Annotated in this window: 7 protein-coding genes and 1 pseudogene; 4 read left to right on the forward strand and 4 right to left on the reverse strand. The window is 61.2% G+C overall.

The window, feature by feature from the left end; all coding sequences use genetic code 11:
- On the forward strand, positions 1–865 hold an 865-nt coding region (locus tag ACSHXH_RS17580; RefSeq protein ID WP_435673108.1), incomplete at its 5' end, for a thioesterase domain-containing protein.
- 390 nt (positions 866–1,255) lie between these two features.
- Here the strand turns inward: ACSHXH_RS17580 and istB (ACSHXH_RS17585) are convergent.
- Both istB (ACSHXH_RS17585) and ACSHXH_RS17590 read right to left on the reverse strand, forming a co-directional pair.
- Positions 1,256–2,014: an IS21-like element helper ATPase IstB gene (istB, locus tag ACSHXH_RS17585; protein ID WP_435673109.1), complete on the reverse strand. Its 759-nt coding sequence runs from the start codon at positions 2,012–2,014 to the stop codon at positions 1,256–1,258.
- 10 nt (positions 2,015–2,024) lie between these two features.
- Positions 2,025–2,270, reverse strand: a complete 246-nt coding sequence (locus ACSHXH_RS17590; RefSeq protein ID WP_435673110.1) for a hypothetical protein — start codon at positions 2,268–2,270, stop codon at positions 2,025–2,027.
- 131 nt (positions 2,271–2,401) lie between these two features.
- Here ACSHXH_RS17590 and istA point away from each other — a divergent pair.
- Both istA and istB (ACSHXH_RS17600) read left to right on the forward strand, forming a co-directional pair.
- Positions 2,402–3,955 (forward strand): annotated as a pseudogene (gene istA / locus ACSHXH_RS17595) (IS21 family transposase).
- A 24-nt stretch (positions 3,956–3,979) separates the two neighbouring features.
- A complete protein-coding gene (gene istB, locus ACSHXH_RS17600; RefSeq protein WP_435673111.1) occupies positions 3,980–4,762 on the forward strand; it encodes an IS21-like element helper ATPase IstB in 783 nt (260 codons plus the stop codon).
- Positions 4,763–4,802: 40 nt separating this feature from the next.
- On the opposite strand, the gene ACSHXH_RS17605 is transcribed toward istB (ACSHXH_RS17600), so the two are convergent.
- Positions 4,803–5,177: a hypothetical protein gene (locus ACSHXH_RS17605; protein ID WP_435673112.1), complete on the reverse strand. Its 375-nt coding sequence runs from the start codon at positions 5,175–5,177 to the stop codon at positions 4,803–4,805.
- Positions 5,178–5,374: 197 nt separating this feature from the next.
- The gene (locus ACSHXH_RS17610; protein ID WP_435673113.1) at positions 5,375–8,341 is read right to left on the reverse strand and encodes a serine hydrolase; all 2,967 of its coding nucleotides are present in this window, start codon (positions 8,339–8,341) and stop codon (positions 5,375–5,377) included.
- Positions 8,342–8,722: 381 nt separating this feature from the next.
- Here ACSHXH_RS17610 and ACSHXH_RS17615 point away from each other — a divergent pair, with 381 nt between their 5' ends.
- Positions 8,723–12,604 (forward strand): AMP-binding protein, encoded by a 3,882-nt coding sequence (locus ACSHXH_RS17615; protein WP_435673117.1) that lies wholly within the window; start codon positions 8,723–8,725, stop codon positions 12,602–12,604.
- Positions 12,605–12,658 lie beyond the last annotated feature (54 nt).

A 12,658-nucleotide genomic window follows, 5' to 3' on the forward strand; every position in this document is an offset into this window, starting at 1 on the left:
GCCGCTCAGGGCGGTGTTTGCGCATCCCACGGTGCGGGCTCTGGCGCGCGAGGTTGGGCTGGCGCAGGCCGAGAGCCGTCCTTATGATCCGCTGCTTCCGTTGCGAACAGATGGAACAGAACGTCCCTTATTCTGCATTCACCCTTCTGGTGGTTCCTCAACAGTGTTTACGCATCTTACGGATAACCTTCCAAATTCCTTGCCGGTCTATGGAATGCAGGCAAAATCACTGTCAATGGGAGGCATTGGTCATGCATCGATCTGCGATATGGCGGCGTGCTACATTGAGGCTATGCGCAAGGTGCAACCCGAAGGCCCCTACCGTTTGTTGGGTTGGTCTCTGGGCGGTGTAGTTGCCCAAGAGATGGCAGCGCAACTGGAGGCGCAGGGCGCTACTTTAGAAATTGTTCTCCTTTTGGATTCAGGCCTAAGCGGCGATGACTTTACGAACGCAGATCCGGTTGATGAAGCTGGGCTACTTTGGGATCAGGCGGAAGCAATTGGCGTTAAACCTGCGGGCCTGAGTATGGGTGCGCTAAAGGAGGCTATAGTTCTTGAAGGTAAGCGGACTGGTTTGATCCCACCCCAAGCTGAGGTCGCAGATCTCGATGCAATACTAAGCGCTATGCAGCAGGCGCCCGCACTTATGGCGAGCTGGTCTGGATGCCAACAATTGAATACTGCAGTGACTTTTGTCCGGGCAAGCGACAATCAACGATCTGATTTGAGCGAAAGGCTTGCCCAGCTTACAACCGGAGAGGTGCACATCGCCAACGTGACAGCTCCGCACAAAAAGATGTGTGATACTGCAAACAGCACAGATGTTGCGCGCATCGTGAACATGGCCTTGCGCTTGAAGCAGTGAAAGAGAGTTGTCGGGATCCCTCCGTGCCAATAAGCGTGAGACAAATGACTGGCTAAGGAACCTCTGAAAAACCTCGCGTGCTGAGCGGTTTGAGATAGACTGTCGGGAACGACAATGGAGTCTCGCCGATGCCCAAGCAGCCCGCCTTTCCCGGTCTCCGCCACGCGATGAAGAAGAAGGTCGTCTTCAAAGACGGCATCAAGCAACGTCAAACCGCCGCCTGATGACGGCCATCACCAACTTTCGGGCATATCTCGGCTGAGTAGCCGCCAGCACATATTGCTGCGTATTCCGGAGCATGCGCCCACCCATTCCGACAACATGCGCCCACTTGTTCCGGGGTATCCGCCCACCAATGACGCGTTGCCGTGAGGCAGCGTGTTTCGGTTATCAGGTTTGAGGCATTTCGTCATCCATTTTGGCGATGGTTTTGCGCATGGACGCGCCCTCGAGTTCGAGGCGGTAAGCGTTGTGGACGATGCGGTCGAGGATGGCGTCCGCGAAGGTGGGTTCGCCGATGACGTCGTGCCAGGCTTTGATGGGCAACTGGCTGGTGATCATGATCGATCCGCGGCCATACCGTTCTTCGACGATTTCCATCAGGTCGCGGCGTTGTGTGGCGGTGAGCCGGTCCGGTCCCCAGTCATCCAGGATCAGCAGCTGAGCTTTCGTGATGCTGCGGAACAGGCGGGGAAAGCGACCATCACCGTGGGCCAGTTCCAGTTCTTCGAACAGGCGTGGCATCCGTTTGTAAACCACGGTGACACCATCGCGACAGGCCGCCTGCGCCAAGGCGCAGCCAAGCCAGGTTTTCCCGACCCCACAGGGGCCGGTGATGATCAAGCTGCGCTTGTCGGTGATCCATTTGCCGGAGAGCAGGCTCTGGAACAGCGCCTTGTCGAGGCCGCGCCGGGCGCGGTAATCGACATCTTCCGGACAGGCGCCCACATGGCGCAGCCTGGCGGAGCGCATGCGGGCCTTGAAGCGCTTGGTTTCGCGGCTGGCGACTTCGCGGTCGACCAGCAGGCCAAGCCATTCGGCGTGGCTGAGATCGCCAGCAGCCTCCTGAGCCTGTAGTTCGGCAAAGGCTTCGGCCATACCGTCAAGCCGCAGGGCCTTCAGGTGATCAAGGGTTGGGTGGTCAAGCATTGTGTTCCTTTCAATGGAAGTAATCGGCACCACGGATGTTGGTGTGGGTGATTGCAGGCTCCTCCGTGGCGCGGGTGCGGGGCCTGCTGTCCAGCCCATTCTTCAGAATGGATTGGACCGACGAATAGGACCGCGCGTTGATTTCGAGCGCCCTTTTGCAAGCCGCATCAAGCCGGTCCCGACCGAACTTGTCGGCCAGTCGGATCACGCCCAAACAGGTGCGATAACCCTGTTCGGGGTGCTTGCGGTCGCGCATTGCGGGTTTCGGTAATTCCCGGACAGCGATTTCGCTAATTCCCGGACAGTTCCGGGAGGGCTCGGACACGGTTGATCATCGCCTGCGATGTCACGGCATTCTGCCGGTCTTGAACAAGGCCGGGAGGGACCATGCCGAGACAGAAGCAAGCGAGGCGCACGACTGTGCAAGACATACGATCCATACTGCGACTGACGCACGAGTAAGGTCTTTCGGCGCGTGAGGTTGCAGCACGTCTGAAGCTCAGCAAGACGACTGTGGCGACATACCTGAACCGGGCCCGGGAAGCAGGGCTGAACTGCTGGCCTCTTCCTACGGGGCGCGATGACGATGCGACGCTGACGCAGGTCGTGTTTCAGCGCGTTGGCCGCCCCTCTCGGGACCTGAGGGAACCCGACTGGCCAAAGATGGCCGCCGAGATGAAGCGCAAGGGCGTGACGTTGCTGCTTCTGTGGGAGGAATACCGGGCCGCGCATCCTGATGGCTACGGCTACACCTGGTTCTGCGAGCATTACCGTGCATTCGAGAACCGGATCAGCCCACGCTATCGCAACCGCCACGAAGCGGGTGCGGTGATGCAGACGGACTACGCCGGCCACACCCTTCCTGTGATTGATCCTGCGACGGGTCAGGAACATCGCGCCCAGATCTTCGTCGCCGTGCTTGGCGCCTCCAATTACACCTTCGCCTGGGCCAGCCTCAGCCAGAAGCTGCCCGACTGGATTGACGCCCAGGTTCGTGCGCTGAAGTTCTTTGGCGGCGTTCCCAAGGCGATCGTGTGCGACAATCTCAAGGCGGCAGTGGCCAAGCCGCTCTGGTTCGAACCGTCGGTCACCAAGACCTTCTCCGACATGGCTGCTCATTACGATACGACGGTGCTGCCCACGCGGCCGCGCAAGCCGCGCGACAAGGGCAAGGTCGAGGGCGCAGTGTTGATCGTGGAACGCTGGATTCTGGCCCGCCTGCGCAACCGACAATTCTTTTCCATAGAAGCCCTGAACGTGGCCATTGCCGAGCTGCTTGCAGATCTCAATGCGCGCACCATGCGGCGGGCAGGTCGCTCCCGGCAGGTTCTCTTCGAAGAGGTCGAACGTGCGGCGCTGCGCCCCTTGCCCGACACGCCTTTCGAGTATGCCGAATGGAAGCAGGCCAAGGTGCATCCCGACTACCATATCGAGGTGCTGCACAGCTTCTATTCCGTGCCGCATCGCCTGATCGGTCGGAAGGTCGATGTACGGCTAACCCACCGCATGATCGAGATTTTCCATAATCACGAACGTGTTGCCGTGCATCACCGCCGCGGCCAACGGGGCGGTCATTCCACGATCAAGGAACACATGCCCAAGGCGCACCAACGCTATGGCGGCATGACGCCGGAAAGCCTCATAATCCGGGCAGCCCGCACCGGCTATCACACGGCCGCGCTCGTTGAGCGCCTGATGCGTGACAGACCACATCCCGAGCAGGGATACCGGTCCGCCCTCGGCGTGCTCAGCCTGCAGCGTCAGTTCGGAGCGGACAGACTGGAAGCGGCCTGCGACCGCGCCCTGACGGTCGGAACCGTCTCCTATGCCTCGGTGCGCTCCATCCTTGTCACCGGGCTCGATCAGGCCCCGACGCCGCCAGAACCGATCACCCCCACTCCGGCACACGACAACATCCGTGGCGCCAGGTACTACCAGTAACCCTCAGCACAAAAGGAACATCAATTGCTGACACATCCCACCCTCGACCAGATGGCCGCGCTCGGTCTGACAGGCATGGCCGATGCCTGGAAGGCCCTCGCCGAACAGGACCCGGGCCAAGCCCTTGACCGTAACGAATGGCTTGGACTCATGCTTGACCGGGAAGCCTTGGCAAGGGCCGACAAACGCTTCGCCAACAGGCTGCGTAATGCCAAGATGCGCTTCCCCAACGCCTGCATCGAAGACGTCAACTTCGCCGCCAGCCGGGGTCTCGACCGCCGGCAGGTCCTGGCGCTGGCACAAGGCGCTTGGATCAAGGCCAAGGAGCAGATCATTCTTACAGGTCAAACGGGCACCGGCAAAACCTGGCTTGCCTGCGCCTTCGGGCATCAAGCCGCACGCCTCGATCACGCGGTCCTCTACGCCCGCATGCCACGACTCTTTGAAGATATGGCGATGGCCCGCCTCGATGGGCGGTTCCCAAAGCTGGTCGACAAGTTGGCCCGCGTCCAACTGCTCATTCTCGACGACTGGGGCGCCCATGGGCTCACTGATCAACAGCGCCTCGACCTGCTCGAACTCTTCGAGGAACGCTACCAGAGGAGATCCACAATCATCACCGCGCAACTGCCCGTCTCTGGGTGGCACGACATGATCGGCGAGCCCACAATCGCAGACGCCATCCTCGACCGGATCGTCCACAACGCCCACCGCATCGACCTCAAGGGAGACAGCATGCGCAGAAAAGATCAAAACGAGAACTTGACCCACCTGAAAAACCGCGAAACGATACCGTCAGAAACATAACTGCAGGCAGAGGATCAGCCGTGCCCGGGCTGTCCGGGAATTACTGAAACGGCTGTCCGGGATTTAGCGTAATCGCTGTCCGGTAATTCTGAAATCCGCAGCCTGCCGTGTGATCACCGCGATATTCCTCCCACAGCAGTGACAGCGTCACGCCCTTGCGGCGCAACTCGCGGTGGACATGCGCCCAGTCAGGCTGGGCCGCGATCCGTCGGGTGTTCTGGTAGGCCCGATCAAACAGACGATGCTCGAGGTCCCTATCGGACATCTCTGGCGGAAGCGGCCAGCTCAGGCCCAGCTCAGTGGCACGATCAAGGTAGCCCCGAAGGGTGGTGCGCCCAATCGCAAGGCTCGACGCAATCCGGCGCGTCGACAGACCCTCGGCCGAAAGCCGTAAAACATCTCGTATCTTCCGCATCGGCAATCTCTTCATCGGGCTTCCTTCGTGCCAAAAGGGCGAAAGGTAGCCGGTTACAGATTGCCTCGCAGCAGCACGTTATTGGGGTGGGCGCATCAAATCGGAATCGGTGGGCGGATCACCCCGGAATACGCACATATTGCGAACGCAACTGAATTTGGGCGCACCAGAACGCCAGAAATCCTGCGAAAGACGCTTCAAAATTTGAAATTCAGGCTCGCGTTCAGCCGTGCCATTTCCGCAAGATCACCGCCACTGGCGGTGATTCCTGCGCTCCAGATCGCGCCAGAGCCCATCGTATAGGAGACGCCTGTCCCAAACCGGACCTCCAAGCCGTCTGCCGAACGGGCGCTCAGCGTTCCATCGGTCCCCGGTGCGGTGTAGCGGATGTCGGAGCTGTCAAGATCGGCATGATACAGGAGGTCGGCGCTGACCCAAGGCGACAGCGTCAGATCGCGTTGCTTGCGCTCCGCCTTGACGCCAAGCCCAAGACGCAGACGTTCATAGCTGCGTTCTTCAAAGCTCATCGCGACGCCGGGTGACGCGGTTTCGCTAAAGGCGTCTTCGGTCACATGGAAATAGGCCAGACTCGACCGCCAACTGGGCCGCCAGTCGCCCTGTTCAAAGGTCTGCCCGACGCCAATGATCGCGCTCCAGAGTCGCTGGTCGGTGCTGCCCTTGGCGGTGCCGGAACCCGTCTCGCGGCGGTAATCGACATCGCCCTTGCCATAGAAAACCGAAGCCGAGCCATCCAGCGCACCGACACCAAAACCAAAGCTGATGCCAGTCGACAGCGCGTCGATGTCCTGTGTTGCGCCGACGTCGCGGACGCCTGCCGCTGCATTGGTCTGCGCGACTGTCAGCGCAAAGTATCCGTCCGGTCCCATAGGGCCGCCGATTCCGCCCGCCAGTCCACCGGTGGCGATATCAAAGCCCGCCACCTGGTCCTGCCCGCCGTAAGAGGCATAAGAACCTAGTGCGCGGGCAAACCCAAATGGGGCGGAGGGGCGGTTGAGCGCCATTGCCTGCGACTGTTCCAGCGCCTGGTCCAATATATTCAGATTGCCGCCATAGGTGCCGGCGGCCACGGCATCAAAGGCTGCGGGGCTGGTGCTTGTCAGGAATACACTGTCTGCGGTGTAGACCAGATCATACCGCAACCGACCACGATCCGGGGAGACTACGCCGGTGGCATCCTCGACCGTTGCAAAGGTGCCGGTCAGGCCATTGACGGCGGTCAGGACCGGTACCTGAATATCACCGCTGAGCGGTGTTCCCGTCAATCGGAGCGTACTGCTGTTCAGGATCGCGATACCCGTGTCAGCAACCGGAAACTCTTCGGAGGTCTGTTCGTCTACCAGAAGCATGTTCGCGTTGCCCCCGGAGCCAAAGACAGTGATGTCCAGCGTGCCGCCCGTGGATTCGAACCGCGAGATCGTCATCGCGGAGGCTGTGCCCGCGCCCGGGGTGCCGGGGGCAAATGTACCAGCGCCGGACACCATCCCCATCACCGCGCCAGAACCTGTCAGTGTTGCGTCAGGGCCAAGGGTCACATCGCCCAACACTTCGCCGTCCATACGTAGCGTATCTGTGCCCCCGGTGGCGAGGATGTTGCCGGTGACATTGCCGGTTGTTGCCACACGGATCGTGTCGTTGGACGCAGCACTCGCATCCAGCGCGACCGCACCGTCGCCGGTTGCGAAAAGGTCGCCGGCAATTTCGACGGTATTGGCGGTGCCGCCAAGCTGCAAAAGCGTCATGCCCGTGCCGTACCCTTCGAGCAGGCCGTCCTGTTCGACTGTGATGAGCGAATCCGTTGCGGTCACGCCTGTGCCGTTTGTGCCATAGTAGACATAGGTCGGCACTGGGGCGTCAAAGCTGACCGGAGGTGACACCCAGCGCTGACCGGATGGCTGGATGGTAAAGGTACTTCCAACCGCCCTTGTTGTGTTCGCGACAGTGGTGGCCGTGCAGGTCGTGTCGGCCCCCACGGACACGCACCCGCCCGGATTGGCCTGAAAAGCCCGATATAGCGCCACGGTCTTTTGCAGGTCGTAATAGATGCTGTTGATATCCGACGGCAGAAAGGTGCGTTCGTCCGGGATGTTCAGGAAGGTGTTGATGTCAGAGACTACAAAGAGGTCGTCAAGCGGCGTCGTCGTGTCCCCCGGAAAATGGAACATCAGCGTCTGGTACCCGCTCAGCTCGCCTCCGTGGCCCAGCATGAAGGCGCCGGTCTCCAGACTGTGCTGCCCGTAGATGCCCAGACCGTAGCCGCCGACAACCGTGCCGACCATACCATCCATGTCGGTCGTGTTCTGAAGCCGCTCTGCAAAGGTGGCTGGATCGAGGGTGCCGTTCGCATTGGTGGTCAGTTCGACCAACCAGTCCAGCTGGTCTTGTACGCTGGAAATCATCGCACCGGCCGCGTTTGGCACAGACGGAGTCGTTTCGGTATAGTCGCTTAGGGCACCGTAATAATTCCAAGTGCCGTTGGTATGCTGAAGGGTGCCCCATTCGGTGCCGACTGGATAGAGCGTATCGTCAAGACGCAATGGCACGATCACCTCATCCGTGATCAGCGTGCCGATGTCGCGACAGCTTCCGGCCTGACAGCTTGCAGCTTCGGCGATGATGCCGGCGAGCATGAAATTCGCGTTGGAATACTCGAATGTGCTTTCGTCGCCTGGCGTCATGGTTGAGGGCAGCGCCAGACTCGCCGTCAGCAACTGCTGACGGGTGAGGTCGTAGTTGCCGTTATTGGCGTTCCAGACATCCAGCACCGTCTGGCCCGGGTTGTTTGGATTGGGTCCGCCAAGGTATTCGGCAATTCCGGTGCGCATCGACAGCAGGTCGTGTATCGTGATGGTTTCCCGCAAGCTTTGCGGCATCACGGACAGGGCCGCGGTGGCCGTGGGCTGCAAATCGTACCAGTCTTGCAGCGTGTCATCGAGGCTGACGACACCGGAATCGACGAACTGCAGCACTACCGTGCCGGTGAACGTCTTGGTCTGGCTACCGATACGAAAACGATCATCGACAACCAGAGCGCGACCTCCCTGTGACGCCGTGGCCGGCCCGGTTACGCCCGTTGCACCAGTCCAGCGCGAGCTGTCGCCAAATTGGATGGCAGAGGTGGATCCGTAGAATCCATAGCTCCCCACGGTTGATTCCTGGGTGATGTCGAGCAAGTTCGACAAGGTCGGATCAATGCCTTGTGACGCCGTGTAAGTAGGGAATAGTAAAAAAAAAGCTAGCGTCGCCCGGCGGCTGTCAAAATTATTCATCGTGGACCATTCCTAACAACCAGCTAACGCTTGGTAACATGTCTTTCCGCGCAGACCAAGTTGGCCATTTACCGTCTTTAGGCGTTTCCGAAACTTTCAATTACCTTCATGGCTAAAAGATACTTTGATCCGCAGGCCTGATCAGACGATGTCAGTTGCTGAGAATTCAATAGGGAATGTTGGTGATATGACCGTACTGATTTTGTATACGTCATTGTGGTAAAATCAGTATCAAGCAGGGTGCAGTCGGTGCATCTTATGACGGGCCTGCAAGAGGCTCTGTTCGCCTTCGAAGCTGATTCTGGGACGCAAAGCCGGCAATCCGCTTATATAGAACAATTCATGTGCAAATTGATCGGGGGTGTCGATGTTGCGGCGCTTGCCGATGCGTGGCGTGATCTGACGGATCGCCACGCCGCCTTGCGGACCGCCTTTGTGCGCAGCCGCGAAGGCCGCGTGGTACAGGCAGTTCTAAGCGCGCGCGCGCCGGATCTGCGCTGCTTTGATCCGGACTCCGGGACTTCGGTCGCTGGTCTGGCCCGGGCCGAACGCGACGTGCGTTTCGATCTGGCGCGCGATCCGCTGCTTCGGGTTCGCCTGCTGCCCGGGTCGGACGGCTCCTGCACGATGATCGTGACCTTTCATCATATCATTCTGGATGCCTGGTCGGCGCAGACGCTGATCGGTGATCTCATGGCTCTTTATGCGCATCGTCTGGGGAGTGCGGAAGCACCCGCCGCACCTGCACAGACAACGGTCGGCGCCCTTGCCGACAGCCAAAAGACCCGTCGCGGTGCGGCGGGGAGAGCCTATTGGCAGTCGGTTCTTGAGGGGGCCGGAATTACCACTTTGCCAGTGCTGGATGCAACGCAACCACCGGGTGCGATGGCTTCGGTCACAAGACCCATCCCCAAGACGCTAGCTGCAGGAATCCAAGCGTTTGCCGGCCGCCAGGGCATAACCCCCAGCGCCATATTGCATGCGCTTTGGGGCGTGGTTCTGGCGCGGTTGACGGATCAGGATGGGGCTGTCTTTGCCTCTGTCATGGCGAACCGTGGCCACGACCTGCCCGATATCGACCGCGCCATCGGCTTGTTTGCGGCAACTGTACCGGTTCGGGTGCATCTTTCATCGGGCAACACGTTTGGGGTTGCGGAAGCGGGTGGCAAGGAGTTTGCTCAGCTGTGTCAGGACATGCAGGTGCAGTTGCGCGATGCACCGCTGTGGTCTGCGCTGCCGCTGTCGGACATTCTGGCGGCGGGTGGGTTGCGGGCCGACCAACTCGACCACACGATGATCGGTCGTCCTGCGGCGCTCGCCTGGGGGCAGGCGGACAGCCTCGATTTTCCGCAGGCCGGGCTGACGCTCTGTGACTACAGCGCACAAAGCTGGGATCATTACGATTTCCAGATCGGGTTTTCACTTGGGGAGGGACCCTATCTTGAGGCGCGCCACGATGTGAACCGCGTTCCAGTCGAGCGGGTCGAGATGCTGCTGACGGTTGCTCTCGATCTGCTGGAACGGTTGCTTGATACGCCGTCTGCGCCAATTATTTCCGTGCCTGTGTGTACCACAGACGCGGTGGCAAGTCGGCTCCGGGGCAGGCAGATATCGTCGAGGGCGCAACCTGTCATCAGCGCCCTCGCGCAGGGCGATCCCGAAGCGGTCGTCACTGGCGATGCGCAGGCCACATTGACGCGCTCAGCGCTAATCGCCCGGGTTGCGCAGACGGCCGCGGACCTTGCAGACCAAGGCGTACTGTCTGGCGACCGCGTTGCCATTGCCGCCGGTCAAAACCATGATTTCTTGGTGCAGGCGCTGGCCTGCTGGCAGAATGGGGCGGCTTTCGTGCCGGTCAATCCGGCATGGCCTGCGCTGCGCCAGCAACAGATCCTGGACGCTGCCGCTCCTAGGCTGGCATTGGGTTTGCCAGGGTGCCATGCCGCCCAGGACGCCGCGACTGACGCGTCTGATCCGTTGGCCTATTGCATCTTCACCTCTGGATCGACCGGCGCGCCAAAGGGCGTTGTGGTGCCCCATGATGCACTTGCCAACTATTGCCACAGCGTGGGCGAGACCTTTGGTTTCACGCCGCAAGATCGGGCGTTGCAGGTGACCTCTCCGGCGTTCGATCTGGGCTACACGACCGCCTTTGGGCTGCTAGCGGCCGGCGGCGCGGTGTTCTGGCTAGGGGCCGAGGCCGCTGTCGATCCCGACCGGGTGCTGCGCACCATGGCTGACCGTCGCATCACTGTGATAAAGGCCACGCCCGCCTTTCTGCATCTTCTGCTGAGCGCGCCCGATCCCCGACGCTTTGCCGCGCTGACACACTGGCGGCTGCTGGTCCTTGGGGGTGAAAGTCCGGACCCGGACCAGATCGCCCGGTTAGCGCATCTGTGCCCGTGGCTGCATCTTGCCTGCCATTATGGGCCGACCGAGGCCACCATCGGTTGCGCCATGACGACACCCCAGACGATCACCACCTGGTCGGACCGCGATAGCCACAGGCTGGGCATACCGGTCGCCGAGTCCGAAATCCGCATTGTCGACCGGTTCGGCGACACCCTTCCGCGCGGCGTCATGGGCGAGATTGCGGTGGGCGGCGCGGCGCTGGCGCGCGGCTATCTTGCCCCTGCGCCGACTGGTGGATTCACCCGGATCAGCGGCCAGCCCTTTTACCGCACCGGAGATCTGGGTCGTATCGCCGCTGATGGCACTTTACAATTTGGCGGTCGCCGCGACGGAATCGGCAAGATCCGCGGGCATCGTGTCGACCCCGAGGAAACCCGACTTGCCTTGCTGCGTGACCCGGCAGTACAGGAAGCGGCGGTGGCCATAACCGGGCAGGGGGCCGCGGCACAGATGGTCGCCTTTTTGCGGATGTCCGACGGGAACCGCGACCCGGCCCGGCTGCGCCTCAGTCTGGCGCAGCAACTGACCAGCGCGCAGATTCCGCAGAGGTTTGTGTTTCTGTCGCGGCTTCTGATGACCGAGAACGGCAAGACAGACATCGCCACGATGTTGGCCACCCTTGGGGAACAGCCGGATCTGTCACCGACGGGATCGCCACCCCGGACCGCGACCGAGCAACGTCTGGCGCGGATCTGGGCCACGGTTCTGGGGCTGGAAACGGTCGCGCGTGACGCTGATTTCTTTCTGCTGGGCGGCCATTCCCTACGCGCCATAGAAGTGTCCGCGTTGATGAAGCGCGAAACCGGACTGCGCCTGCCGCTGCGATGGTTCAATGACACGCCGATGCTAAGCGAAATGGCCGCGCAGATCGACGCGGTGCAGGGCCAGGACAAGGCGGACTCTGGGCCGGTTCCGGCGATCATGCGGCTTTGTAACCGGGGCGATGCGGCCCGAATGCTGTGTTTCCCCGGTCTGATGGGCAGTTCCAGCATCTACCGGGAATGGCTTGGCACGCTGGCGCCGGATTGGTCCGTCGACGGGGTCGACGACCTGCCGGGGCTGGACACGGCACCGGATGTGCCTGCAATGGCGCGCTGGATTCTGGATCAGGCGCCAGATGGTGGTCGCGGGTATCGGGTGCTGCTGGGCTGGTCCTTTGGCGCCGATCTGGCCGTCGCGGCGGCAGCCCAACTTGGGCGCGAAGGGATGTATCCGCTGGTGGTCCTGCTTGACCGTATTCCGGGCGAACCGCAGCCAGTTCAGGACAGCAGCGCCCTGCCGCTTGACCAGCGCCGCTACTGGTCGCAGGTTATGCCCATACTGCGCGATGCCCTGCCAAAGGCGCGCGTCGCAGAGTATGAGGCGCAGTTCTCCCAGCGTTTCAGCAAACAGCGCGCCTACATGCCTGCCACCCGGCTGACCCACCCACTGGTCGGGGTTCTTGCCGCCCCGGAGGGCCCTGTCGCGCAGTCAAGGCAGGACCGGCTGGCGGCGCTCAGCAGCGGTTCAGTGCGCGTTTTGACCTGCGGAGCCGACCATTTCAATCTGTTCCATCCGCCCCACGTTGCGCAATGGAGCAGCCCGCTGCGATCCCTGATTGCGGCACATATGTCCGGCGACCCGCTGCCCGAATCCATTGCGCCTCAGGGCCAATCTGAAGCCCAGGCCGAAGTCTCACGACTCAGGACCGGACCGCAATCAGTGTCGAAGAACGAGGTGAAGGTTTGAACAACAGCGGTGTCTTCGATCATCCAGGTCTGTCCGACCCGGCCAGCGCTCCTG

Origin of the sequence: Marivita sp. (assembly GCF_051251565.1) — a bacterium.
Classification (GTDB): domain Bacteria; phylum Pseudomonadota; class Alphaproteobacteria; order Rhodobacterales; family Rhodobacteraceae; genus Marivita.